Origin of the sequence: Amnibacterium sp. (assembly GCF_025463795.1) — a bacterium.
Lineage (GTDB): Bacteria > Actinomycetota > Actinomycetes > Actinomycetales > Microbacteriaceae > Amnibacterium.
Genome location: NZ_JAODBE010000171.1, coordinates 1 through 23,589 on the forward strand (window position 1 = coordinate 1; position 23,589 = coordinate 23,589).

The 23,589-nt window shown below is 73.3% G+C and carries 24 protein-coding genes; 13 read left to right on the plus strand and 11 right to left on the minus strand.

Translation table 11 applies throughout. The features are described 5' to 3' along the window. Positions 1-48 precede the first annotated feature (48 nt). Together JWQ92_RS14580 and JWQ92_RS14585 are read right to left on the minus strand one after the other, a co-directional pair. Positions 49-303, minus strand: coding sequence for a hypothetical protein (locus JWQ92_RS14580; RefSeq protein ID WP_297345188.1), 255 nt, complete (start codon positions 301-303; stop codon positions 49-51). A gap of 60 nt (positions 304-363) precedes the next feature. After that, entirely contained in the window at positions 364-624 is a 261-nt protein-coding gene (locus JWQ92_RS14585; protein ID WP_297345189.1) for a hypothetical protein, read from the minus strand. 177 nt (positions 625-801) lie between these two features. On the opposite strand from JWQ92_RS14585, the gene JWQ92_RS14590 reads away from it, so the two are divergent. After that, positions 802-2,742, plus strand: coding sequence for a carboxypeptidase-like regulatory domain-containing protein (locus JWQ92_RS14590; protein WP_297345190.1), 1,941 nt, complete (start codon positions 802-804; stop codon positions 2,740-2,742). Between the two features lie 8 nt (positions 2,743-2,750). Here the strand turns inward: JWQ92_RS14590 and JWQ92_RS14595 are convergent, their stop codons facing one another. Genes JWQ92_RS14595 through JWQ92_RS14610 form a run of 4 tightly spaced genes read right to left on the minus strand, consistent with a single transcriptional unit; the run spans position 2,751 to position 5,919 of the window. Continuing rightward, positions 2,751-2,915: a hypothetical protein gene (locus JWQ92_RS14595; protein WP_297345191.1), complete on the minus strand. Its 165-nt coding sequence runs from the start codon at positions 2,913-2,915 to the stop codon at positions 2,751-2,753. Between the two features lie 45 nt (positions 2,916-2,960). Next, positions 2,961-4,016 carry a hypothetical protein gene (locus JWQ92_RS14600; RefSeq protein WP_297345192.1) on the minus strand — a complete coding sequence of 352 codons (1,056 nt, stop codon included), beginning with the start codon at positions 4,014-4,016 and terminating at the stop codon, positions 2,961-2,963. Continuing rightward, positions 4,013-5,260, minus strand: a complete 1,248-nt coding sequence (locus tag JWQ92_RS14605; protein ID WP_297345193.1) for an ATP-binding protein — start codon at positions 5,258-5,260, stop codon at positions 4,013-4,015. Before JWQ92_RS14605 ends, JWQ92_RS14600 begins: the two co-directional genes overlap by 4 nt. Continuing rightward, a complete protein-coding gene (locus JWQ92_RS14610; protein WP_297345194.1) occupies positions 5,257-5,919 on the minus strand; it encodes a LuxR C-terminal-related transcriptional regulator in 663 nt (220 codons plus the stop codon). The genes JWQ92_RS14605 and JWQ92_RS14610 overlap by 4 nt, the downstream gene beginning before the upstream one ends. 431 nt (positions 5,920-6,350) lie before the next feature. Here JWQ92_RS14610 and JWQ92_RS14615 point away from each other — a divergent pair, with 431 nt between their 5' ends. Next, positions 6,351-6,596: a hypothetical protein gene (locus JWQ92_RS14615; protein ID WP_297345195.1), complete on the plus strand. Its 246-nt coding sequence runs from the start codon at positions 6,351-6,353 to the stop codon at positions 6,594-6,596. On the opposite strand, the gene JWQ92_RS14620 is transcribed toward JWQ92_RS14615, so the two are convergent. Continuing rightward, entirely contained in the window at positions 6,574-8,052 is a 1,479-nt protein-coding gene (locus JWQ92_RS14620; RefSeq protein WP_297345196.1) for a sugar transferase, read from the minus strand. The genes JWQ92_RS14615 and JWQ92_RS14620 overlap by 23 nt on opposite strands. Before the next feature lie 331 nt (positions 8,053-8,383). On the opposite strand from JWQ92_RS14620, the gene JWQ92_RS14625 reads away from it, so the two are divergent. The 3 genes from JWQ92_RS14625 to JWQ92_RS14635 all read left to right on the plus strand — a co-directional run bounded on the left by JWQ92_RS14625 (position 8,384) and on the right by JWQ92_RS14635 (position 10,143). Continuing rightward, positions 8,384-9,160 carry an HAD-IIB family hydrolase gene (locus tag JWQ92_RS14625; RefSeq protein ID WP_297345197.1) on the plus strand — a complete coding sequence of 259 codons (777 nt, stop codon included), beginning with the start codon at positions 8,384-8,386 and terminating at the stop codon, positions 9,158-9,160. Between the two features lie 127 nt (positions 9,161-9,287). Next, positions 9,288-9,572 (plus strand): hypothetical protein, encoded by a 285-nt coding sequence (locus tag JWQ92_RS14630; protein ID WP_297345198.1) that lies wholly within the window; start codon positions 9,288-9,290, stop codon positions 9,570-9,572. 10 nt (positions 9,573-9,582) lie between these two features. Continuing rightward, on the plus strand, positions 9,583-10,143 hold the full coding sequence (locus JWQ92_RS14635; protein ID WP_297345199.1) for a DinB family protein: 561 nt from the start codon (positions 9,583-9,585) through the stop codon (positions 10,141-10,143). A gap of 30 nt (positions 10,144-10,173) precedes the next feature. Here the strand turns inward: JWQ92_RS14635 and JWQ92_RS14640 are convergent, their stop codons facing one another. Both JWQ92_RS14640 and JWQ92_RS14645 read right to left on the minus strand, forming a co-directional pair. Then, a complete protein-coding gene (locus JWQ92_RS14640) occupies positions 10,174-10,557 on the minus strand; it encodes a hypothetical protein (RefSeq protein ID WP_297345200.1) in 384 nt (127 codons plus the stop codon). Then, complete coding sequence (locus JWQ92_RS14645; protein WP_297345201.1) at positions 10,554-11,258, minus strand: SOS response-associated peptidase; 705 nt, start codon at positions 11,256-11,258, stop codon at positions 10,554-10,556. The genes JWQ92_RS14640 and JWQ92_RS14645 overlap by 4 nt, the downstream gene beginning before the upstream one ends. Before the next feature lie 254 nt (positions 11,259-11,512). Between JWQ92_RS14645 and JWQ92_RS14650 the strand changes: the two genes are divergently transcribed. From JWQ92_RS14650 to JWQ92_RS14675, 6 genes are all read left to right on the plus strand, one after another. Continuing rightward, a complete protein-coding gene (locus JWQ92_RS14650; protein ID WP_297345202.1) occupies positions 11,513-11,854 on the plus strand; it encodes a hypothetical protein in 342 nt (113 codons plus the stop codon). 85 nt (positions 11,855-11,939) lie between these two features. Further along, positions 11,940-12,908 (plus strand): UDP-glucose 4-epimerase GalE, encoded by a 969-nt coding sequence (gene galE / locus JWQ92_RS14655; protein ID WP_297345203.1) that lies wholly within the window; start codon positions 11,940-11,942, stop codon positions 12,906-12,908. 563 nt (positions 12,909-13,471) lie between these two features. Further along, a complete protein-coding gene (locus JWQ92_RS14660; protein WP_297345204.1) occupies positions 13,472-13,792 on the plus strand; it encodes a WhiB family transcriptional regulator in 321 nt (106 codons plus the stop codon). A gap of 226 nt (positions 13,793-14,018) precedes the next feature. Then, positions 14,019-17,105: a glycosyltransferase gene (locus JWQ92_RS14665; RefSeq protein ID WP_297345205.1), complete on the plus strand. Its 3,087-nt coding sequence runs from the start codon at positions 14,019-14,021 to the stop codon at positions 17,103-17,105. Then, complete coding sequence (locus JWQ92_RS14670; RefSeq protein ID WP_297345206.1) at positions 17,096-18,664, plus strand: DUF5719 family protein; 1,569 nt, start codon at positions 17,096-17,098, stop codon at positions 18,662-18,664. Before JWQ92_RS14665 ends, JWQ92_RS14670 begins: the two co-directional genes overlap by 10 nt. A gap of 162 nt (positions 18,665-18,826) precedes the next feature. Then, positions 18,827-20,041 (plus strand): acyltransferase, encoded by a 1,215-nt coding sequence (locus JWQ92_RS14675; protein ID WP_297345207.1) that lies wholly within the window; start codon positions 18,827-18,829, stop codon positions 20,039-20,041. Between the two features lie 117 nt (positions 20,042-20,158). Here JWQ92_RS14675 and JWQ92_RS14680 read toward each other — a convergent pair whose 3' ends face one another. Then, positions 20,159-20,599 (minus strand): metallopeptidase family protein, encoded by a 441-nt coding sequence (locus JWQ92_RS14680; RefSeq protein ID WP_297345208.1) that lies wholly within the window; start codon positions 20,597-20,599, stop codon positions 20,159-20,161. A gap of 169 nt (positions 20,600-20,768) precedes the next feature. On the opposite strand from JWQ92_RS14680, the gene JWQ92_RS14685 reads away from it, so the two are divergent. After that, positions 20,769-21,032 carry a DUF3499 family protein gene (locus tag JWQ92_RS14685; protein WP_367276745.1) on the plus strand — a complete coding sequence of 88 codons (264 nt, stop codon included), beginning with the start codon at positions 20,769-20,771 and terminating at the stop codon, positions 21,030-21,032. Positions 21,033-21,189: 157 nt separating this feature from the next. Next, a complete protein-coding gene (gene ahcY / locus JWQ92_RS14690) occupies positions 21,190-22,692 on the plus strand; it encodes an adenosylhomocysteinase (protein WP_297345209.1) in 1,503 nt (500 codons plus the stop codon). A 6-nt stretch (positions 22,693-22,698) separates the two neighbouring features. On the opposite strand, the gene JWQ92_RS14695 is transcribed toward ahcY, so the two are convergent. Next, a partial coding sequence (locus tag JWQ92_RS14695) for an FAD:protein FMN transferase (protein WP_297345210.1) occupies positions 22,699-23,589 on the minus strand: 891 nt, incomplete at its 5' end.

The following is a 23,589-nucleotide window of genomic DNA, read 5'->3' on the forward strand; positions in this document are numbered from 1 at the left end:
GTGCGGATCGAGCCGCTCGGATCCTGACGCCCCGAGGGTCGACGACCGTCAGTCGAGGCGGCGCCGGATGATCGGGATCGCGCCGGTGGCCGCGTCGACCATCCGCGGGCGGATGATCGGGATCGCACCGGTGGCGATCTCCACCACGCGGTCGAGGGTGGACGCACGGCGGCGAGCCGGCGACGGGCGGCGAGGGGTGCGCTGGTTCGCGATCCGCACGGCCTGGCCGAAGGCGATGGCGACGGCGGCCGACAGCACGATCCACCCGCCGATCACGGCGGCGGTCACGGGGATCCAGGTCATGGAACAGGTCTAGCGGACCGGAGCGGGCTGCCCGCGAAGCGACACGTCGGGGCGCCGAACTCAGCGGAACCGGGAGCCGGACCCGGACTGCCGGGGGCGGCTCGGGAGCGCGACGACCTCGGCCTCGAGCGTCAGGAGCCCGACGGTGAGGAAGTCGACGAGCGCCGGGACGAAGGCGCCCTGGGCCTCGGCGCAGGCCCGCACCGCGTGGGGGATCGCCGGCGCCAGCAGCGAGCCGCAGGCCGCGGGCCGGCCGGGGAGCAGGGCCAAGGCCATCGCGACGCCGATCACGACCGCGCCCGCGGCGACCAGCGTCCGCACGACGATCCGGCGCCTCGACGTGCGTCCCCTTCCGCCCTCCCGTCGATCCTGGTGGTTCCGCGCAGGAGGTCGGTCGTCCAGCCTCGTCCGGTGCCCGATCTCCGGCTTCCGTCGGCCGGACCTGGTTGACTGCTGATCCGGCGCGGACGGGGGAGTGCGCGTCCGGGGAGAGGTGCGGTGAGCGGGAACGGGACGATCCGGGCGCGGTTCCGGTCGCGGCGGATCTTCGACCTCGTCGCGATGCTGTCCATCGGGCTCGTGATCGTGGCCGCCGCCCTCGTCCCGGCGATCACCGCGAACGTCGGCGGCACCGACACCATCCGTGGCGTCGTCACGGTGTCCGCGAAGCCGGTCCCCTTCATCACCGTCGGGTTCTGGTCCCCGCAGAACGGCGTGCGCGCCTCGACGACCACCGACTCGAACGGGCGCTTCACGCTCGACGTCCCGTCGACCGTCGACGGTTACGCCTACGCCGGGACGGCGCCCGACTCCTATCAGGCGATCGCGGACGTGGGCGGCCGGCTGCTCGTCCGCGGCATCATCGGCGGCACGGTCGCGAAGCCCGTCTCCACACCGCTGTACCAGGGCTGGCCCGCCGCGACCGCCAAGGGGCTGGCCGGCGGGAAGGACCTCCATTTCCTGCTGCAGGGCCCCGGCCGGGTCTCGGGCACGAGCCCGCTGCACGGCTCGGCGGTGCGGGCCGCGCAGCTGCGGCGGCTCGACGGATCCGTCGCGCAGACGCTCCATCTCGACTCCGCAGGCCGGTTCACCTCGCAGCCCGTTGCGCCCGGCACCTACGCCGTCGCGGTCGTGCCCAAGGCCCCGTACCTGGCCGAGGCGGTCCAGGCGGTGGTGAAGGGCGACGCGACGTCGTCGGTGACGCTGCCGCGTCCCGGACGTGGCGGCACGATCCGCGGGGTGCTCATCGCGAACGGCAAGCCGGTCACCGAGTCCGTGCCCGTGATCCTCAGCAAGGACGGCGCACAGGTCGCCACCACGACCTCGGGCAGCACGGGCGTCTACACGTTCGGGGCCGTGCCGAGCGGCACCTACCAGCTGTCCATCGGCCGCTACCCGGACGGTGCGGGGCAGCGATCGGTCGCCGCGGAACCCGTCCCGATCCCGGGCCGTACCGCGAGCCCGACGCCGACGCCCACACCGACGTCGACCCCGTCCCCGACCACCTCGGTCGCGGGCCAGGGAACGGTCACGCTCCAGCCGCTGGAGCGGACCTCCGAGCACTACATCCCGACGACCGAGCAGGCGTACGTGCCGGACGTCCTCGGCGTCGTCGAGGTCGACGCCGCCCTGCAGTCGGCGGGGCGCATCGACGGCACCGTCACCGGTGCGGGAGCCGGCACGCCCGTGCAGGTCGTCGCCGAGGACCTCGCCTCCCGGCAGGTCCTGCGCAGCGCGGCGGCCGATCCGAGCACGGGGCGGTACTCCATCGGCGGTCTGATGCCGGGCATCGAGTACCGCGTGTACGCGGTGAGCCGCCCGTCGGATCTCACGGGCGCCACCTACGCCGCCGGCTCCGGCGTCGCCACCCAGACCGGCACGACGGTCGACATGGTGCTCGACAGCCCCGCGCTCACCCTCACCGGTCGCATCGGGGGCGCGTCCGGCGGTTCCGTCTCCGTCGGGGACCCCACCGCCCTGGTCCGGAACTCGACCGCGGACTCCACCGGCGGGTTCACCGTCGCCGGGCTCGTGCCGGCCGCCTACCCCATCACCGTGACGGCGCCCGGGCACCTCGCGTCAGCGCCGGTGGCGGTGGACATCACCACGTCGACGGACCAGAACCTGTCGCCCGGACCGAAGCCCGCGACGTACAAGGCGTGGTTCATCTCGTCGGGCGCCGGCATCCCGCGGGTCGTCGGCGCCGCCGCCACGACCGACGGGGCCCGCATGAGCATCCGCCCGCCCGGGCGCGACGGCAACGTCACCGTGCACGGGCTGCGGCCCGGCGGCTACGCGTACGACCCCGAGTCCTTCCTCGGGCTCGTGCCGTGCGGCGACGGCCCGTGGTGGTTCGCCCCGCCGACCGGCACCTTCACGCTGCGGGACGGGGCGACGACGGACGTCGGACCCGTCGTCCTGCACGTGAGGGCGAAGTAGCCGAGCGGTCAGTTGAAGGCGTGACGGCGGGAGGAGCGCTCGCTGTAGCGGCCGCCGCCGAACGGGCGGTCGTGCTCCTCGCGCTCGTGGATCATGCCGCCGGTCAGGAAGGCCAGCGCGATTGCGCCGAGCACCCAGGCCGCGAGCACGGTCAGCACGATCACCAGCACCATGCGGGTAACACAACCAATGCCCGGTGGGCAGAACCTGAGTCCCGCCTATGGACTCGCTGGGAGATGTGAGGACAGTCCGTCGAGCAGCGGGTTCTCTCCGGCGCCCGGCCCGGGGATCGTCGTCTCCTCGCTCAGCGTCCCGGCCACGGCGCTGACCGCGAGGCCCCGGTCCGTGCTGCGCACCCGCCCCACGAAGCGCTCGCCCTGCGCCGAGCGGATCCGCTCCGCGAGCCAGGCCGCCGCCGCCGTGCGCACCTCCGGATCCTCGTGCGGATCGATCTCGTCGAGCAGGAGAACGTTGACGCCCCTGCGGCGCGCGGTCGCGATGGCGTCGCGCAGGCGCCCGGTCGCGAGGAAGGGGGCCCGGATGTGGTCGCGGAGCGCGCCCTCGATGACGAGCAGCTCCCGCCGGTCCGCGTCGCTGAGCGGGCGTCCCTCAGCGATGGCGGTCAGCATCGGGCCCGCCTGCTCGAGCACGTCCTCGACCGCGCTGCGGCGGGCTCCTGCCCGTGCGCTCGCGGCCCGCTCCTGCGCCCGCGTCCGCCGCTCGAGCGTCTGGTAGGCGGTGAAGGTCGCTCTGGCGCGGGCGAGGCTCCAGGCGAACAGCGTCCCGACGAGCAGGGTGCCGAGGTGCCGGTCGACGAGTGCCAGGCCGTGCCCCCAGCCCTGCCCGGTCGACACGGACCAGCCGACCGCGATGCCGGCCACCGCGATCAGGGTGGCCCAGGCGGCGAGGTACCGGCCGATCAGCGCGAAGCCGAAGAGGCTGATCGTGATGGCGCCGAGCTGCCAGGCGCCGTAGCCCGGCCACGATCCGTCAGTCGGCAGCGAGTAGATGCCGAGCGCCGCCGCGACGACGAGTCCGAGGGAGGACGCGATGAGCACCCCGGTGTTCATCGCCCTGGCGATCGTGAGGATCGCCTGCGGTGCGCAGATGAGCACGAGCTCGACCACGTCGAGCAGGGTGACGCCCGAGGTCGTGAACGCGAGCACCGCGTGCACGAGCATGAAGAGGGCGAGATAGGCCAACCGGCCGCCGAGCAGCGACAGCAGGAATCGGCCCCACAGCCCCTGCGGAAGGTGCCAGGTGTCCTCGATCACCGGTCGCCGTCCGGCCGGAACCGCAGCTGCACCCGGGTGCCGATCCCCGGCGTCGAGACGACGACCGCGGATCCGCCCGGCAGGGCCTCCATCCGGCCGCGGATGCTCTCGGAGATCCCCAGCCGGGTCGGCGGTACCCGGCTCGGATCGAAGCCGACGCCGTCGTCGAGCACGTCCACCTGCGCGCCGTCCTCGCCCACGTGCACGTGCACGGTGCGGTTCGCGGCCGAGGCATGGAGCACCGAGTTGCGGAGCGCCTCCTCGGCCGCGGCGGTGAGGGCTTCGACCGCCGCCGGCTGGATCCGGAGGTCGCTGTGGACCTCGTAGCCGAAGACGGCCTCGGGGGCGAGCTCGGTCGTGGTGGCCTGGAGGGACCAGGCGAACGCCTCCCCGTCGAGGTCGCCGCCGAGGTCCTCGCTGTCGGAGAGCAGGGCCCGCAGGCCGTCGAGCGCCCGCGCGGCGTCCGCTCGGCGCAAGGCTTCGCTTCCGGGCACCGGTCTCGCGGCGGCGAGCAGGGTCGCGAGCACGCGGTCGTGGACGAGTGCGTTGATGCGACCCTGCTCCCGCTCGCGCGCGGCGTCGGCTGCGGCGTTCGCCGCCGCCTCGAGCGCCGCGGCCTCGGCGAGGTCGGCGGCCCTGACGCCGTGGAACGTCATGACGCCGAGCGCGATGAACGTGATGCAGAACAGGAACACGTACAGGCCGTTCTGCACGCCGGGCAGCAGATCGTGCCCAGGGGTGACGGCCCAGCGGTCGACGACGGTGAGGCACGACGTCGAGAACGCGATGAGCGCCGTCCACACGGGCCGTACGGCGAGTACCGAGACGATGGCGCCGAGGGAGACGAAGTCGTCGATCCACGGCGCCCCCGCGTCGGGGACCAGGGTCCCGTCGTTCGCGATGGGGAGGGTCACCTGCGCGAGCAGGGCGGTGGCCGCGCTCACCGACGCGAGCACGCTGAGGGCCCGGAGCGGGACCGCGAACGCGAGCAGCCCCATCACGACCGGCGCGACGAGCACCCCGGTGACCACGGCGAGGACCCACCAGAGCGGGTAGTCGCCCATCTGGGCGTGCAGGTCGGGGAGCGCGAGCACCCCGAACACGACCGACGCCGGCATGAATCCGAACGCGGTGACCCGGAGCACCCGCTCCTCGCCGGTGCGGTCGGCGAGAGGACTGAGCAGGCGGATCTGGCGGGGCAGGGCGGGCCCGGCGCCCTGGGCGCCGTCGGCCGCCGTGCTCACTGCTCGTTGGGGGCGGGCAGGAAGCCGTCCTCGACGGCCCGCTTGTACAGATCGACCTTCGTCATCGCGGGCCGGCCGGCTCGGGCGTACTTCGCCCGGATGCGGCGCACGTAGTCCTCGATGGTGCTGACCGCGATGCCGGCCTCGTCGGCCACGGTCTGCGCGGTGTTCCCGTTCGCGAACAGGGCGAGCATCCGCTGCTCCTGACGGCTGAGCTTCGCGTCGGAGATGAGCGGGTCGTTCTCGACGGTCGACGCCCATTCGGCGGTCACGACCGGCTGCCCGTAGGCCGCGCGGAGCAGGGCGCTCGTGAGGGCCGCGAGCGGCTCGCTCTTGCGCACGATGCCGAGCACGGGCGTGCGTGCGACGGCGCGGAGCAGGTAGGGGCTCTCGCCGCTCGTGAACGCGATGACGTTGCAGCCTGCCGCGGTGAGGCGCTCGACGTTGTTGGCGGGCGACGATCCGTCGGCGAGACGCAGGTCGAGCACGACGAGGTGCAGGCGGCCGGCCGCGCGGGCGAAGAGCCCGTCGACGGTCGGCGCCGAGGCGACGAGCTCGAGCTCGCGGGTGGACCGCAGCGCGGCCCGGACCGCGGTGGCGATGACCTCGTGGTCGTCGACGAGGCCGACACGGAGGGGTGCGATGGAGGCGGGCGACATCGAGCTCCTAGCCCTGGGGAGAGGGGACGGTACGGGTCGAAGAGTATCCAAGGGGACCGCAAATCCCCGCGCCGTCCAGCAGAGTCTTGACAACACCCTGCGGCGTCGCATCCAGGTTCGCCGCACGGTGCCCGGGGAACACAGGGCATCGACCGGCGGCGGTGGCGCGCCCGCCGCGACCTGGCCGACCGGTCGCGAGCGGGTGACGTTCCGCCGGATCACGGCCGTCGCGGGGGGCTCCGGCCCCGCCGTGCGCGCACCTCGGCGGCCCGCTCCGCGGGCCCTGATCCCGTTCCCAGCGACCCCGATGTCGATCGAGTAACAGCGAGCGGCGTGTCGGATGTGGCGCGCGTCCTGCTGCTCCAAGCTTGAGCCGTCGGCGAGTGGTGCCGGGCCGGGCCCGGTGCGCTTCCCGCCGCAAGGGAGCGCTCATGCCGGCTCGGACCCGGGACGCGATCGTCGTCGTGGTGCTGCTCGTCGCTGCGCTGGGCGCAGGGCTCGCGTGGCATCCGCTGGGGCACTGGGTCGCGCTCGTCGTGGCGTTCGCCGGACTGCTGGCGGCCGCGGGCGTCTACCGGGTGCGGCGACCCGTCCTCCCGCCGCGCGTGCGGGGCCACGCGCCGGACGAGACGCCGGAGCGGCCGAGCGAGGCGGCTAGTACGCCCCGTCCTTTCTGAGCACGGCACGCACCGTCTTCAGCAGGATCACGAAGTCGGTCACGACCGACCAGTTCTCCACGTAGTAGAGGTCGAGCTTGACGCTCTCCTCCCACGACAGGTTCGACCGTCCGCTCACCTGCCACAGCCCCGTGATGCCCGGCTTGATCAGCAGGCGGCGGTTCACGCGGCCCTCGTAGGCGGCGACCTCACGGGGGAGCGGCGGCCGCGGCCCGATGAGGCTCATGCTGCCGTTCAGCACGTTGAACAGCTGGGGCAGCTCGTCGAGCGAGAACCGGCGGATGACCGCGCCCACCCGGGTGACCCGGGGGTCGTCCCTCATCTTGAACAGCAGACCGGAGCCCTCGTTCCGGCGCGCGAGGTCGGTGAGCCGCGCCTCCGCGTCCACCACCATGCTGCGGAACTTGAACATCGTGAACCGCTCGCCGGCGAGGCCGATCCGCTCCTGGCGGAACAGCACGGGGCCGGGGGAGTCGAGCAGCACCGCGAGGGCCACGATCCCGAGCACCGGGGACAGCAGCAGGAAGGCGACGCCCGCGAGCACGACATCGATGCCGCGCTTCACCGAGTGGTTGACCCCGGCGTACTGCGGCAGGTCGACGTGCAGCATCGGCAGGCCCTCGACCGGGCGCATGTGGATGCGGGGGCCGGCGACGTCCGTGAGGCGGGAGACGAGGATCAGCTCGGTCCGCGAGTTCTCGAGCTGCCAGCCGAGGTTCTGGACCTGCTCGCGGCCGCCCGGCAGCTCGCCGGCCACGATCACCGCACGGGCGCCGGTGGCGCGCACGGTGTCGGCGAGGTGGGCGAACTCGACGAGCGGCACCGCGGTGCCGTCGACGGAGGCGGACAGGGCGCCGCCGGTGCCGTCGGTGAAGGCGACGCCCGCCGGGCGGTAGCCGGCGTGGTTGTGCTTCAGCAGGTCGTGGGTCACCCGGGTCGCGTCCAGGTGGGAGCCGACGATGAACGCGTCGGTCAGGCACAGACCCTCACGGCGCCGGGCGAGCAGCCACGACCGCCAGAAGAAGCGTTCCACCAGCAGGGCGAAGAACCCCACCGGGAGGGCGATGGCCAGGTAGCCGCGCGACGCGTCGAGCTTCAGGAGGATCGCGACGACGGCGAGCAGCCCGAACGCGGCGAACGTCGCCTTCGCCACCCGCTGGTACTCGATGCTGCCGGCCCCCAGCTCACGGATCTCCCGGGACCGGAAGGCGGCGAGCGTGATCAGCCACAGCACGCCGAGCGAGAGGCCGACGATCGTCTTCTGACTGAGCTCGGCGAGCGGAGCGTGATCGAACCGGACCGAGAAGGCGAACAGCAGCGTCACCGCGATGACGGTCGCGTCGGTGCCGAGCAGCGCGAGCCGGTACCCGGTGCGCCATCCGACGCGCCGCGCCGGCACGCTGAGATCGACGGACGGGAACGCCGGGCCGAAGTGGCTCGCGTTGCCGATGCTCACCCTTCCGTCGGGAAGGGCGTCGCCGAGTGCTCCTGATTCCATGGTTCCTAACGTCACTGGGGAGTGTGCGTGGAGCTCGGGCGTCTTCACCGTGGCTCAGGGGCCCCATGGTGTTCTCTGGCGGGCATCGCGCACAACCATGGTTCCCTGGTGATCCGCGAAGCTTCGCGGGCTCGTTACCTGATTGTAATTCCCCAAGCGTCACGGACAAGGGGACGGCGGCGTGTCGGAGCCGAGTCCGATCGCCGGCCGGGTATATGACCGGTGCCGACTGCGAGCCGCCTCCGCGGTGCAGCAGGCAGCGCCAGCGCCTGCCCTAGCGTGTCGGACCATGGACACCCCCGCCGTGCCCGCACGTCCACGCCTCGTCGCCTTCGACCTCGACGACACCCTCGCCCCCTCGAAGGCGCCGCTGCCGGACCCCGTCCGCGACGCCCTGCGAGACCTGCTCGCCGTCACCGAGGTCTGCGTCATCTCCGGCGGCCAGATCGAGCAGTTCCGCCTGCAGGTCGTCTCGCGCCTCGGCGCCCTGCCGGATCCGCTCGCCGTGCGTCTCCACCTCATGCCGACATGCGGCACGCAGTACTGGCGGGTGACGAGCGACGGCCTCACGTGCGTCTACGCCGAGGACCTGACCGACGACGAGAAGCAGCGAGCCATGCGGGCCGTCGAGGAGCAGGCGAAGGGGCTCGGCCTCTGGGCTGACCGCACGTGGGGGCCGGCCCTCGAGGACCGCGGCTCGCAGATCACCTTCTCCGCCCTGGGGCAGCAGGCGCCGCTCGACGAGAAGCGGGCGTGGGATCCGTCCGGGGAGAAGAAGAACCGCCTTCGGGCGGCCGTGCAGGCGCAGCTGCCCGACCTCGAGGTGCGCAGCGGCGGGTCGACCTCGGTCGACATCACCCGCAAGGGCATCGACAAGGCGTACGGAATGCGGCGTCTCGCCGAGCTGACCGGCATCCCGTATGCGGCGATGCTCTTCGTCGGCGATCGCCTCGACCCGGAGGGCAACGACTACCCGGTGAAGGCGCTCGACATCCCCACCAGGGCGGTCGGCGGATGGGAGGAGACGGTCGGCGTCATCCGCGGCGTCGTCGCCGCGTTCCGCTGACGCCCTCGCCGCCCCGTCCGACGTGTTCAGGACATCCACCGCGGCGCGCCGCACTCGTGCCCGGATCCTCCTGGATCGCGGCGGCGGATCCTGAGAACGGCGGACCGGTGTCCGCTACCGTCGCGACGTGGCGAGCCTGCTGGCGTGGACGGCATCCGTGAAGCGGCAGTTCGTGGCGTTCACCGACAAGGGGGCAGGCTGGGCGCTGGTCGCCGCCGGTGCCCTGCTGCTCGCGGTCGCGGAGACCGCCGGCCTGGGGTCGGAGCTCGAGTGGCATCCGGCGCTCACGATCGTCGTGGGGCTCGCCGCGGCCCTGCTCGCGGCGTCGTACACCGCCGGCCGGATGCGGCGGCGGCACGCGCTGCTCGACGAGCGGCGCGATCGGTCGCGACCGTCGCGCCCGGCGGGATGAGAGGATCTCGATGGACCTGACGGCATGGCTCCTCGCGGAGCACGACGACACCCAGGCCCGCCTGCGCGGTCAGGTGCAGCGGATCGTGCCGGCGGACGCGCGTACCGCGCGGCTGCCGGGAGGGAACAGCATCCGCTGGGCGACCTACCACGTCGCCCGGCACGCCGCCCTGGCGCTCGTCGTCGCCGGCGCCGGCGAGCCGGGGGAGGACCGGCGCCTCGCCGCCTTCCCGCCGGAGGCGACCGCGGGTGGCGCCGGCCTGCAGGAGGTCGAGCAGCCGTGGGCGGCCGACCTCGACCTGGCCGAGGTCGACGCGTACGCCGCGGCGGTCGCGGAGGACGTGCGCGCGTTCCTCGGGCGGCTCGCACCGGCCGACCTCGACCGGACGGTCGACGCCGGGACGCGGCTGCGGATGCTGGGTGTCGATCCGGGCGCCTTCGGCTGGCTCTACGGGATGTGGGACGCCGCGCTCGGCTTCCTCGTGCGCTGGCCGATGCTCGGTCACTGGACGAACCACGTCGGCGAGATGATCGCCACCCGCAACCAGCTCGGCTACAGCCCCTTCCGCTGACCTGCGGGAGCGCTCCGGCAGGCGGGTCCCTCAGACGTCCGGCGGCTCCTCCAGCAGCAGGTCCCCGACCGGGACGGGCAGCTCGAGCGTGATGCGCAGCTCGGCCGGCGATGCCATCCAAAGGCGGATCCGGCATGTCGCGGGTCCGGCCTCGACGACGACCACGGGGTGCCAGCCCCACGCGGCGTCCGGTCGCCGGGGGTCGACGCCCGGCACGAGCTCGTCGGGCAGCCGTGCGAACCACCGTCGGTCGAGCGCCGTGAGTCCCCGTTCCGCGAGGGCCGCGCGGCCATCCTCCCCGTCGTGAAGTGCGAGCGCCGTGCCCAGCAGGGTGCGCGGAACTCCGTCGGGGGAGACGTAGCCGACCCGCTCGCCGTCGGCACGGTGGATCGGCCGCCAGTCCTCCGGGATCATCCTCGCGTCGAGCCGGGTTCGGGCAGCGGCTGGATCAGGTGCGGCCCGTTGTTCCGCACGCTGTTCGCCTCCCGGCTCACCTCGTAGTGGGTCAGCTCGTGGGCCACGTCGAGCGACTCGCGGTCCAGCAGCGCGACGAGATCGTCGGGGCCGAGCCGGTCCGACAGCCACTCGTCGTACGCGTCGGGTGTGAGGCAGGCGGGCATCCGGTCGTGCACCTCGCCGGGCGCGACGTGCGCGTCGCGGGTGATGACCGCCATCGAGAGGTGCCAGCGGTCCGGGTCGTCGCGGTCGCGGCTCGGGTCGGGCCAGGCGCTCAGGATGCCCGCCATGGCGAGCGCGGTGCCGGGGTCGGAGATGTAGTGCGGCTGCTTGCCCGTCGGCGTGACCACCCATTCGTAGTAGCCGAGCGCCGGCACGATGCAGCGCGCGTGGGTGAGGGCCCGCTTGAACATCCCGGAGGTCGCCACCGTCTCGATGCGGGCGTTGATCGGCTGCGGCTTCGCCTTCGGGTCCTTCGCCCACGAAGGCAGGAAGCCCCACTGCACCTCCGGCATCCGGCGTTCGCCGCCGCGGTCGCGGACGACGGGCACGAGGGCCGTGGGCGCGACGTTGTAGTCGTCGGGCAGCGGATCGAAGCCGCCGAGCAGATCGGGCAGGAGGTCGTTCACGGCCTTCGTGACGACGTAGCGACCGCACATGCCCCTCATCCTGCCGCGATCGGACCGCACGCCGGGGGAGTGAGCCCGGTCGGGGTACAAGACGAGTGGTCGTCCCCTGATCCTCCGCGTATTCATCGGCCGTTCATTGCGCAAGGGGGTTTCGTGCGGGGTACAGAGTGGCTAGTTTTCTGAGTGTCCGCTTCGCGATGGACGCGCCGTACCCGGGTGTGTCGTCGCGCGAGACCGAACCGTTCTTCCCTGCACCACGAATCCACGAGCGAAGGAGGACCCCGATGACGAGCGTCCCCACCGCCGAGACGGCCATGCCGGTCCACGAGGACCCGGACGCGGTCTGGCGGGCCACGCAGAAGGACCTCTGGGTCGCTCGCCGCGACGGCCGTCATCTCGGCACCGTGGAGTGCGGCCACCGCTTCCTCGCCACCGACGCGGACGGCGAGCCGATCGGCGCCTACCGCTCCCTCGACGAGGCCATGCGGGCCGTGACCGAGCAGTGCAGCCGGACCGCCAGGGCCCGTCGCCGGCGCGAGCGCTCCTGGGGCGCGCTCGCCTTCGTCGCGACGATGAGCCTGGCCGCCGCCGTGATGCTCGCCGCGTACCAGCTGCTCCTCCTGTAGGGCCCGCACGCTCCGCCGTTCGGGGAGTCGCGTGGTGCCGCTGCGTCCTCGGGGCCCCGCAGGCCCTCGGCTCTAGGCTCGGGGCATGACATGGCTGGTGACCGGCGGCGCCGGCTACATCGGCGCCCACGTGGTGCGGGCGCTGCAGGATGCGGGCATCCGACCGCTGGTGATCGACGACCTGTCGAGCGGCCATCGCGGCTTCGTCCCGAACGACGTGGAGCTCGTCCGCGGATCCATCCTGTCCGGCGAGCTGCTCGCCGACGTCTTCGGCGGGCACGCCGTCGAGGGCGTCATGCACATCGCCGGCTTCAAGTACGCGGGCGTCTCCGTGCAGCGGCCGCTGCACACGTACGCGCAGAACGTGACGGGCACGGCGACGCTGCTCGGCGCCATGGCCGACGCCGGCGTCGACAAGATCGTGTTCTCGTCGTCCGCCGCGGTCTACGGCACCCCCGACGTCGACCTCGTCACCGAGGCGACCGCCCTGCACCCGGAGTCGCCCTACGGCGAGTCGAAGCTCATCGGGGAGTGGCTCCTCGCCGACCAGGGCCGCGCGGTCGGCCTGCAGCACACCGCACTGCGCTACTTCAACGTGGTCGGCTCGGGCAGCGACGACCTCTACGACACGAGCCCCCACAACCTCTTCCCCGTCGTCTTCGACGCGCTGCTCGAGGGCCGCACGCCGCGGATCAACGGGAACGACTACCCGACGCCCGACGGCACGTGCGTCCGCGACTACCTGCACGTCGTCGACCTCGCCCACTCGCACGTGATCGCCGCCCAGCGGCTCGCGGCGGGGGAGCCGCTCGAGCCCGTGTACAACCTCGGGTCGGGCGACGGCGCGAGCGTCGGCGAGATCATGCGGACGATCGCGGAGGTGACCGGGATCGACTTCACGCCGGAGATCGCTCCGCGTCGTCCCGGGGACCCGGCGCGCATCGTCGCGTCCGGGGAGCTCGCCGCTCGCGACCTCGGATGGGCCATGCGGCACTCGCTCACCGACATGGTCGCGAGTGCCTGGAGCGCGCGCTCCGCCAACGCCGCCTCCTGACCCGCCTTTCCCCGGTCCTTCGGCGCTCTGCCGGGCCCGATCGGCGGCCGGTCGCGGCATCGGCGTGTCCGATTGGACAACCGTTATCGGGCTGTGATAGGCGCTATCCCCCGAAATGGGGGTGAGGACATTCGCTGTACCCCTCGTCCGGGGGGAGGGAATGCGTGCTGCTATTCGCATGATTCGAACAGGAATTCGAACCCGTGGGGCGCGGGAAAAAATTCTTCACACTTCTTCGTGTGAACGGCATGTTACGGAGCGACTGTCGTTATCGGCGTGTCGTCAGCATTCGACCACCGGTTGAAAGTTGAGAGCCTGCGGTGGATCCCGCTCGCGACATGGCTATGGAATCCCTGGTCAGGCGCGGGTAGCACAGCCGGTACCAAGGTTCGTTCAACCTTCGACCGCCCCTCGGGACGGTGCTCGACCGGCGCGTCCTCCCCACCGGCCACGACACGCGGTGCCAGGGTTCGCGGCCTTGACGGGGCCGAAGCACATCTGTGTAATTAACCCCACGCTTTCGGGGCGCGGGGCCCTGGATGCATTCGAGAGGACGATCAGTCATGACCGTTTCCCCCTACCAGGCATCGGTGCCCGGCGACTGGTTCGTCGACCCCATCAACCTGGGCGTTCCCAGCGTGCGTCGTGTCACCGATGACAACGACGACCCGCTGGCCTGGCAGGCCGACTCGCTCTGCGCGCAGACCGATCCTGAGGCCTTCTTTCCGGAGAAGGGTGGATCGACGCGCGAAGCGAAGAAGATCTGCACCTCCTGCGAGGTGAAGGCGCAGTGCCTCGAGTACGCGCTCAAGAACGACGAGCGCTTCGGCATCTGGGGCGGGCTGTCCGAGCGCGAGCGGCGCAAGCTGCGCAAGGTCGGCTGACCACCGCTGCTGCAGCACTGACGGAAGGCCGCGTACCCGTACCCGGGGCGCGGCCTTCGTCGTCTTCCCCCCTCGAAGCTCCATCCGCCGGTCCTGAGGACGACGGAGACGAGGGTGCGGAAAGCGCGCCGGGTGGATGCGGCGGCTGCACGTGTGCGGAAGCGAGGATGGCAGTCCGCGGCGGGTCGGATCGGCGTGGCGGCCGGCGCGCACCTACCGTGATCCGATGCCGCTCTCTGTCACTGCGATCCTCGTCGCGGCGGATGGTGCGGACTACCTCCGCGAGACCCTGGACGCGATCACGTTGCAGTCCCGCCTGCCCGACCGGCTGGTGGTGGTGCAGCTCGGCAACAGCCCGGTGACCGCCAACATCATCGCGGGGGTGGAGCCGACCGTCCACGCGCATGTCAGCGCGCGCGCCGGCTTCGGTCTGGCGGTCGCGACCGGCGTGAAGTCGTCCGGCATCGCCTCCTCCGACGACGAATGGCTCTGGCTGCTCTCCTCCGACAACGCCCCGGAGCCGCGGGCCCTCGAGCGGCTGCTCCAGGCCGTCGAGCTGGCCCCGTCGGTGGCCGTCGCCGGCCCGAAACAGATGCAGTGGGACGCGCCCGACTACCTCCACTCCTACGGCGAGACGATGACGCCGTTCGGCACGGCCGTCGAGCTCGCCGAGCCGGAGCTCGACCAGGCGCAGTACGACCGGCAGAGCGACGTCCTGGCCGTGGCCGCGGGCGGGATGTTCGTGCGGGAGCCGCTCTGGCGGCAGCTCGGCGGCTTCGACCCGGCGCTGCCGGCCGTCGACGACGCGCTCGACTTCTGCGTCCGGGCGCGCCTCGCCGGGCACCGCGTGCAGCTCGTGCCGAAGTCGCGCGTGCGGTCCGCCGGCATCGAGGCGCCCGGCACGCGGCTCCTCGGGGCGTCGACGACCGAGCCGCGCCGCGTCCGCCTGCGCCGCGAGGCGCAGCTGCACCGGCGCCTCGTCTACGCGCCGCTGCCGCTCGTCCCGATCCACTGGCTGTCGCTGCTGCCGCTCGGCCTGGTCCGGGCAGTCGGGCAGCTGCTCCGCAAGCGGCCCGGCTCCGCGCCGGCCGAGCTGCTGGCGGCCCTCGTCGTCGCCCTCACCTGCTTCCCCGGCGTCGTGCGCGCCAGGAGCCGCATCGCGAAGGCGCGGACGGCCGGCTGGAACGCGATCGCGCCGCTGCGCCTCCCGTGGAAGGAGGTGCGGCACCGCCGCGCGCTCCTCAGGGACAACGGCCGCGGCCCGCGGCGCGAACCCGTCCACTTCGCGAGCGGCGGCGGCCTCGGCCTCACCATCGCGGTCACCGCGCTCGGCGCGATCCTGTTCTTCCCGCTGATCGGTGCACCCGCGCTCGCCGGCGGCGGCCTGCTGCCGCTCGGCGGCCTCCACGAGCTGTGGCGGTCGATCGGCTGGGGTCCCCATCCGATCGGGCAGGGCTTCGAGGGGCCGGCGGATCCGTTCGCCCTCGTCCTCGCGCTGCTCGGCACCCTGGCGTTCTGGCATCCGTCGGCCGCGGTCGTCGGGCTCTGGTTGGTCGCGCTGCCCGTCGCGGCCGCGGGCGGCTGGCTCGCCACCACTCGGTTCACGCGCCGCCGCAGCCTCCGCATCGTCGGCGGCCTGCTGTGGACGGTCGCGCCGACCTTCCTCGCCGCCCTCGACGCGGGGCGGATCGCACCGGTGCTCGTGCACCTCGCCGCGCCGTTCGCTCTGGTCGCGGCCTTCCAGGTGCGCCGCTCGTGGTCCGCCTCCGCGTCCCTCGCGCTCCTCGGCGCGCTCCTGGCCGCCTGCTCGCCCTCGCTGCTGCCCCTGCTCGGTGCGGGCTGGGTCGCCGCGATCGTCGTCGCCGCCGTGCGCAGCACCCCTGACCAGAAGAACAGGCTCTCCCGGATCCTGCCCCTGCCGCTGCCCACCGTCGTACTGTTCCTGCCCCTGGCCTACGAGCAGCTGCGATACGGGAACCCGCTCGGCGTGCTCGCCGACCCCGGGCTGCCCCAGCTCACCGGCTCCACGCCTCACCTGCTCGGGCTGCCCGCGCAGCTGTCTGCGGTGCTGCAGCTCGCCGCCGGCTGGCCCGCCTGGCAGGCCGGCGCCTGGCAGGCGCTCGCCGCCCCGCTCGGCTTCGGAGCGACCGGATCCGCGGTCCTCGTCTTCGCGCTCAGCCTTCCCCTCCTGCTGCTCGGCGCCGTCGGTCTCTTCTGGCCGCGCCGCAGCATGCCGATCCGTGTCGGCATCGCCGGAGTCGGCGGACTGCTCGCCGCGGTGCTCGCCACCCGGATCGAGGTCGCCGCGAGCGGCGCGACGCCGGTGCCCGGCTGGGCGGGCGCCGGACTGAGCCTCGCGTGGCTCGGCCTCCTCGAGGCGGCGGTGTGCGGCCTCGACCGGCTCGCGGCGAGCGGCGAGCTGCCCTTCGGCGACCGCGTCGCAGCGCTCCTCGCCCACGCCCGCGCCGCATCCGCCGCGGTGATCGGCTTCACCGCGGTCGCCGCGATCGCGGCCGCCGCCTCGCCGCTGCTCGTCGGCACCCTGCTCGGCACCTCCGCCGTGCGGGTGAGCGGCAGCGCGACGGCGCCCGCGCTCGTCGCCGCCGAAGCGGCGACCGCACCCGGTCTCGGCCTGCTGACCCTCACGCCGCAGCCGGACGGCGGCGTGCGCGAGCGGCTCACGCGCGGCCAGGGCGAGACGCTGGACCAGCAGAGCACCCTGCACACGACCGCGGACTTCGGCGAGGGCATCGCGCTCGCCGCCCTCTCCGCGGCGCTCGTGCAGCCGAACGGCGACGACCTGAAGTCGCGCCTCGACGACCTCGCGATCGGCTACGTGCTGCTGGCTCCCGGCGCGAAGGACGTGGTCAGCAGCACCGCCGCGGGCGACGCCCGCGCCGCGCTCGGCGGCAGCCCGCTGTTCTCGACCGTGTCGAGGTCAGCGGCCGGCACCCTCTACCGCTACGTCGACCTGCCGCCCACCGCCGGCCGCGCGCCGGACTTCGTCGGCCCGTCGAACACGGCGCGGCCGATCGGCATCGCCGTGCTCCTGCTGCAGGGGATCGTGCTCGCGGCGTTCGCCCTGCTCGCGCTGCCGACGCGCCGGCTCGCCGTGCGCCTGCGGCCCGAGCCGCTCACGCGGGCGCCGCGAGCGGATGTGGCGAGCACCCCGCGGCAGCGTCCGTCCGGCCCGAACCAGCGCCCCGTCGCTCCCGAGCAGGCCATGGCGCGCGAGCTCGTGCGCACGGGAGAGGTCCGCGCCGCCGCCATCGAACGGCCCCAGGGCCGGGAGGAGGTGCCCGCATGGCGGTGACCTCCCGATTGCTCGGCGCCTCCGGCGTCGTCATCGTCGGCGTCGTCGTGGCGGCGGTCCTCGGGCAGCTGCCCGCGGTCGGCGCCGAGAGTCACGCGATCGTCGCGACGCCCTCGTCGCCCGTGCAGCGTCTCGTCTGCCCGGGCTCCCCGGTGGCGGTCGGCGCTGCCGGGCAGAAGGCCAGCACCCTCTCGGCCGACGGATCCCCGACGCGGCACGTGGACGTCGCCGGCTCGGGATCCGTGACCGGCACGACACTCGGCGGCGGCGCTGTGAAGGGCGGCAGCAGCACGCGCCCGCGCCTGTTCACCGCGCCGGCCGCCGACGCGAAGCACGGCGCGATCGCCGGTGCCCAGTCGCAGACCGTCACGACCGGTGACGCCTCCGGGCTCGCCGCATCCGCCTGCTCCGTCCCCGTGAACACGGCCTGGGTCGCCGCCGGCTCGACCACGACCGGCCGCACCACGGTGCTCACCCTCGCGAACGCCTCGAGCGTGCCCGCGCAGGTCTCGCTCGACGTCTGGACCGAGAACGGCCGGGTCGACACCGCCGGGGGCACCGAGGTGCTCGTCGGTGCGCGCAGCCGCCTCGCCGTGTCGCTGGCGAGCATCGCGCCGAGCGCCGCCGGCACCGCCGTCCAGGTGACGAGCACCGGCGGCCAGCTGGGCGTCGCGGTCGAGCAGCGCGTCGTGCGCGGGCTCGAGTCCGGTGGCCTGGACCTGACGGGGCCGACCGCGGCTCCCGCCACGCGCCAGGTGATCACGGGCGTGCGGATCGCGAACGCCTCCGCGGTCGCGGCCGCCTCGGCGACGACCGGCTACGGGGATCTGCTGCCCGTGCTGCGGCTGCTCGCGCCGGGGACGAAGGCCGCCGACGTGCGCGTGACCATCACCGGCTCCTCCGGCTCCGGGCACAAGGTGCTCTCGCGCCACATCGAGGCCGGCAAGGTGACCGACATCACGCTGCCGGGCCTGACGGACGGCGTCTACTCGCTCGACGTCCAGAGCTCCCAGCCGGTCGTCACGGGTGCCCGCGTCGCCACGGTGACGGACGAGTCCGCCTCCACCACCGACACCGGCGCGACGGTCGCCGGCGCGACCACCGGCACCGCGGGCACCGACGGCAGCGTCGCCGGCGGCACGTCCACGGGCACGGACTCCGGGCTCGTCGGCGGCAACGGGACGACGAATGCCGCAAGCGGCATGAACGGCACGCCCACCACGGCCACCGCCCGCGGCATCGATCTCGCCTGGATCGCTGCGGCCGATCCGCTCGGCCGGAGCGCGACCGTCGCCGTCGCCGACGGGCCGGGGGCGACGCTGTCGCTCGCCAACCCGACGGACCACACCGTGTCCGTGAAGGTCGCGGGCGTCGGCGGCTCGACCGTGAAGGTCCCGGCGGGCGGGACGGCCGTCACCCGTGTCCAGCCCGGTGTGGGCACGGTGACCGGCGGATCCGGCCTACGCGCGGCGATCAGCTACGCGGGATCCGACGCGGTCGCCGCCTATCCCGTCGCACCCGCCGACCAGGCCGCACACCCGGTCCGCGTCACGCACTGACCGCGGCCGGCCTTCGCGTCGGGGCCTCGAATCCGCCGCCGACGACGGGCGCAGCGGCCTCCGGCCGGTTGAGGGCCCACGCTTTTCAGGTTCGAAGCAGAGTCGCAACCGCTCTCGCTACCGTCGCGGCATGCTCAGCGCGCCCTCCGGCCGTCGTCCGCGATGACCACGACGGCCGTCCGACTTCCGCAGACCGTCGCCGAGCAGGCTCCCGCCGCCGGGACCCGGCCGAAGCGGCGGGGGCCCGGTCGTCTCGCGGCGCTCGACGGGCTGCGCGGCGTCGCCGCGATGGTGGTCGTGATCCACCATCTGCTCCTCATCGCCGAGCCGCACCTCACCGCGAATCTCGGCACCGCGCCGTGGAGCCTCTGGTGGGTCCTCGAGCGCACGCCGCTGAAGCTGCTCACCGCCGGCCGTGAGGCCGTGATGGTCTTCTTCGTGCTCTCGGGTCTCGTCGTGGCCCTGCCGGCGATGCGGAAGGCGAACTTCTCGTGGTCCGGGTTCCTCGCCGGCCGCTTCATCCGCCTGTTCCTGCCGGCGTGGGCGGCGATCGTCCTCGCGACGGGACTGCTGTTCCTCGTGCCGCGGACGCCGCAGCAGGTCACGGCCGGCAGCTGGCTCGCCGGCTCCGCGCAGACGAACTGGAACTGGCAGCACCTGATCCCCGAGTACTCGCTGATGATGGGGTCCGTCCAGTACGACAACGCCCTGTGGACGCTGCGCTGGGAGTTCGCGTTCTCCCTCGTGCTGCCGGCCTTCCTCGTGCTCGCCATGGCGCTGCACCGGTGGTGGTTCCCGGTGGGTGCGCTCACCCTCGGCGTCGCCGTGCTCGGCGGCTACCTCGGCAACGAGGCGATGCCCTACCTGCCCGTGTTCTTCCTCGGCACCCTCGTCGCCGCGCGTCTGCCGCAGATCCGCGCATGGGGCAAGCGGCCCCACGCCGGATGGGTGTTCGGGACGATCCTCGTCGTCTCGGCGCTGGTGCTCGTGTGCTCGTGGCTGCTCGCGCCGGTGATCCCGCAGGGCACGAAGGAGAACCATGCGCTGCTCGGGCTCGAGATCGCGGGCGCGCTCGGCATCGTGGTGGTCACGGTGGGGGAGGGCTGGTTCCGCCGGCTGCTGAAGCGGCGGGTGCCGCAGTTCCTCGGCCGCACCTCGTTCAGCCTGTACCTCATCCACATCCCGATCATCACGACGCTGGCGTGGCTGCTCGGCGACTGGAACTGGCCGATCCTGTTCCCGATCGGCATCACCGCGGCCCTGCTGGGCGGGTGGCTGTTCTTCCGCTTCATCGAGAAGCCCCTGCACCGCCTCGCGCGCACCACGAACCGGCGCGCCGTCGCCCTCGTCGCCGAGTTCAGCCGCGCCCGCGACTGACGTGGCCGGCCACCGCGCCGTTCCGGAGCTCCTGCAACATCGCGGCGCCGTCCCGGCCGGGAGTGCGGGCGTCGGGTGATCGCTCCGGATCCGGAGAGGAACCGGCTCGGACGCGGGTCAGAAGTGGTGGAACCGGTCGGGCGCCAGGTCCCACGGATCCTTGCCGAGCAGCTCCGCGACGGCCTTGAAGACGCAGCTCTCCACGTACATGCGCTGGTGCGCCTCGTCGTCGACGTGCAGGTGCGACAACCGCTCGATCGGCAGGCGGTACAGCACGACGCGGCGAGCACCGCTGTCGACCCACCAGCGGTCGAGGCCGTTCGGTGAGGCCGAGCGCGGGATGCCCGCGATCTCGAACGACACGTCGCCGAGGTCGTCGGGCCAGAGCCCGCGCAGGTAGTCGGCGGTCTCGGCCACGATCGACTCGAACGCCTCCGCCCTGGTACGGAGCACCGGCAGGTGCGGCCCGGTGACGGAGGAACGGAGCCCGCGGCCGTGCCGGTTGCGGAAGCCGCCCCGGGCGGACGGCGCGTGCGACACGCGGCGCGAGCGAGCCATCCCGGAATCGTACCCGCGACCCCCGCCTCCGCTCGCGTCGCGATCGGTGCAGCGTCCGATCCGGGGAGGCGGCAGGAGTCGCGACGCGGCCGTCTCCCTGGCGGCGATCGGGGACGCGCCGAGCCGACGTGCGGCCCGGCGCCGAGGGCGTGCATACCATGACCGCGCCATGGCAACGAAACGGCTCTGCTCGCGGGTGACCTGCCAGAAGCCGGCCGTCGCGACCCTCACCTACGTGTACGCGGACTCGATGGCGGTGCTCGGGCCGCTCAGCCTGAAGGCCGAGCCGCACAGCTACGACCTCTGCGCCGACCACGCCGACCGGCTCTCGGTGCCGAACGGCTGGTCCGTGCTGCGGATCTCGGCGCCGGACGACGACGAGGCCGACGCGCCGGAGCCCGAGCGCAGCAAGGGCACCCTCTTCGGGCTCTGACCCCTGTCTCCCCGCACGATCGACGGAGATCCTGCGTCGCGGGCCCATCCGCATCGGCAGGTCCGTGCGCCGGTGATCCTCCCTCGATCGGCCAGCGGAGCTGCCGGATGTGCGAGGGCTGCTGCGGACGGGCCCGGCGGATGGGACAATGGAGTCCATGAGTCTTCTGGAGACGTCCCTCGATACGGAGCCCGACAGTCCGACCCTCGAGTTCCAGGTCGCGGACCTCGATCTCGCCGAGGCCGGCCGGCATCAGATCCGCCTCGCCGAGCAGGAGATGCCCGGCCTGATGGCCCTCCGGGAGCGGTACGGCGAGACCCGCCCCCTCGACGGGGCGCGGATCGCCGGCTCGCTGCACATGACGGTGCAGACCGCGGTGCTCATCGAGACCCTCACCGCGCTCGGCGCCCAGGTGCGCTGGGCGAGCTGCAACATCTTCTCGACGCAGGACGAGGCCGCCGCTGCGATCGTCGTCGGCCCGCACGGCACCCCGGCCCGACCGGCCGGCGTGCCGGTGTTCGCCTGGAAGGGCGAGTCGATCGAGGAGTACTGGGACTGCGCGGAGCGCATCTTCGACTGGACCGCCGAGGCGCGGGCCGTCGGGGGCGACTTCACCGGCCCGACGATGATCCTCGACGACGGCGGCGATGCGTCGCTGCTCGTGCACAAGGGCGTCGAGTTCGAGCGCGCCGGCCGCATCCCCGAGACGAAGGAGACGGACGGCGCCGAGTGGCGCGCCGTGCTCGACGTGCTCCGCCGTGCTGCGGACCTCGACCCGGAGCGCTGGCAGCGGATCGCCGCCGACATCCGCGGCGTCAGCGAGGAGACAACGACCGGAGTGCACCGGCTCTACGAGCTCGACCGCGACGGGAAGCTGCTCTTCCCGGCGATCAACGTGAACGACTCCGTCACCAAGAGCAAGTTCGACAACCGCTACGGCATCCGGCACTCGATGATCGACGGCCTGAACCGGGCCACCGACGTGCTCATCGGCGGCAAGACCGCGTTCGTGGCCGGGTACGGCGACGTCGGCAAGGGCGCCGCGGATGCGCTGCGCGGCCAGGGCGCCCGCGTGATCATCGGTGAGGTCGACCCGATCACGGCCCTCCAGGCCGCGATGGACGGCTACCAGGTGGCGCCGCTCGAGGACGTGCTCGGCCTGATCGACATCGTGATCACCACCACGGGCAACACGAACGTCGTCACCGTCGAGCACCTGCTCGGCATGAAGCACCTCGCGATCGTCGCGAACGTCGGGCACTTCGACACCGAGATCGACATGGCCGGCCTCGAGTCGCTCGACGGCGCGGAGCGGATCCAGATCAAGCCGCAGGTGCACGAGTGGCGGCTGCCGACCGGCCGCAGCGTGATCGTGCTGTCCGAGGGGCGGCTCATGAACCTCGGCAACGCGACCGGGCATCCGTCGTTCGTGATGTCGATGAGCTTCACGAACCAGGTGCTCGCGCAGCTGGAGCTGTGGAACTCGCCCGAGGCGTACCCCGTCGGCGTTGCCGTGCTGCCGAAGGTGCTCGACGAGGAGGTCGCGCGCCTCCATCTCGACGCGCTCGGTGTGAAGCTCACCCGCCTCACCGACGAGCAGGCGGCCTACCTGGGCGTCGACCCGGCGGGCCCGTACAAGTCGGACGCCTACCGCTACTGACGCCGCTCAGGCGGCGACGGCCTCGGCGTCGTCGGGCCAGCCGTTCAGCAGGGTGACCGAGCCGGCGGCGTCCACGAGCCGCGCCGGCGTGCCGGCGGCGTGCAGCAGCGCGCCGGCGGCCGGCCCCCGCACGATCGCGGCCGTGGCGAGCGTGTTCGCGCGGACCGCGGAGGACGCGGCGACCGACACGGTGTGCCAGACCGGTGACGCGGGGAGCCCCGTGCGCGGATCGAGGATGTGGTGCGCGCGGGAGTCCCCGCGCCGCCAGGAGCGTCGCTGCGTGCTGGAGGTGGCGAGACCCCAGCCGTCGCCCAGGGCCACGTGGGACGCCGGGTCCCCGGCCAGGTCCTGCACGAGCACCTGCCATCCGCCCGCCGGCGCCGGGCCGCGGGCCGACAGGTCGCCGCCGAGGTTCACGAGCGCGCCGCAGCCGAACCGGTCGGCGATCGTCTCGGCGATCGCATCCGCGGCGGCGGCCTTGGCCGTGGCTCCGAGGTCGAGCTCGACCCCGTCGGGCACGGTGAGCCGGTCCCCGCGCACGTGCACGGAGCGCCAGGCGGCGAGGGGACGGGCGACGACCCTGATCGGCCGACCGTCGTCGAGCACGACGCGGATGTCGCGGTCGTAGCCGATCGACCGCAGGGGGGCGCCGAGCGTCGGATCGACGGCGCCGTCGCTGAGGCGGGCCGCCTCGAGGGCGACCCGCACGAGGCCGGCGAGCACGGGACTCACCTGCACGCCGTCGGCGGCCCGGTCGCGCAGCCGTGCGGTCTCGGAGTCGTCGCGGAACCGGTCGCATGCGTCGGACACGGCGTCGAGCCGTCGCTGGGCGAGCGCGCAGGCGGCGTCGAGCACCGCCGGGCGGGTGACGAGCACCTCTGCGGTCGTGCTCCACAC

Bases quoted from the DNA above. Each gene is read 5' to 3' on its own strand.
- JWQ92_RS14615 (WP_297345195.1), top strand. From the start codon at position 6,351: ATGCCGGCTCGGACCCGGGACGCGATCGTCGTCGTGGTGCTGCTCGTC.
- JWQ92_RS14580 (WP_297345188.1), bottom strand. From the start codon at position 303: ATGACCTGGATCCCCGTGACCGCCGCCGTGATCGGCGGGTGGATCGTG.
- galE (WP_297345203.1), top strand. From the start codon at position 11,940: ATGACATGGCTGGTGACCGGCGGCGCCGGCTACATCGGCGCCCACGTG.
- JWQ92_RS14670 (WP_297345206.1), top strand. From the start codon at position 17,096: ATGGCGGTGACCTCCCGATTGCTCGGCGCCTCCGGCGTCGTCATCGTC.
- JWQ92_RS14640 (WP_297345200.1), bottom strand. From the start codon at position 10,557: ATGATCCCGGAGGACTGGCGGCCGATCCACCGTGCCGACGGCGAGCGG.
- JWQ92_RS14625 (WP_297345197.1), top strand. From the start codon at position 8,384: ATGGACACCCCCGCCGTGCCCGCACGTCCACGCCTCGTCGCCTTCGAC.
- ahcY (WP_297345209.1), top strand. From the start codon at position 21,190: ATGAGTCTTCTGGAGACGTCCCTCGATACGGAGCCCGACAGTCCGACC.
- JWQ92_RS14650 (WP_297345202.1), top strand. From the start codon at position 11,513: ATGACGAGCGTCCCCACCGCCGAGACGGCCATGCCGGTCCACGAGGAC.
- JWQ92_RS14665 (WP_297345205.1), top strand. From the start codon at position 14,019: ATGCCGCTCTCTGTCACTGCGATCCTCGTCGCGGCGGATGGTGCGGAC.
- JWQ92_RS14635 (WP_297345199.1), top strand. From the start codon at position 9,583: ATGGACCTGACGGCATGGCTCCTCGCGGAGCACGACGACACCCAGGCC.
- JWQ92_RS14595 (WP_297345191.1), bottom strand. From the start codon at position 2,915: ATGGTGCTGGTGATCGTGCTGACCGTGCTCGCGGCCTGGGTGCTCGGC.
- JWQ92_RS14645 (WP_297345201.1), bottom strand. From the start codon at position 11,258: ATGTGCGGTCGCTACGTCGTCACGAAGGCCGTGAACGACCTCCTGCCC.
- JWQ92_RS14610 (WP_297345194.1), bottom strand. From the start codon at position 5,919: ATGTCGCCCGCCTCCATCGCACCCCTCCGTGTCGGCCTCGTCGACGAC.
- JWQ92_RS14675 (WP_297345207.1), top strand. From the start codon at position 18,827: ATGACCACGACGGCCGTCCGACTTCCGCAGACCGTCGCCGAGCAGGCT.
- JWQ92_RS14660 (WP_297345204.1), top strand. From the start codon at position 13,472: ATGACCGTTTCCCCCTACCAGGCATCGGTGCCCGGCGACTGGTTCGTC.
- JWQ92_RS14685 (WP_367276745.1), top strand. From the start codon at position 20,769: ATGGCAACGAAACGGCTCTGCTCGCGGGTGACCTGCCAGAAGCCGGCC.
- JWQ92_RS14680 (WP_297345208.1), bottom strand. From the start codon at position 20,599: ATGGCTCGCTCGCGCCGCGTGTCGCACGCGCCGTCCGCCCGGGGCGGC.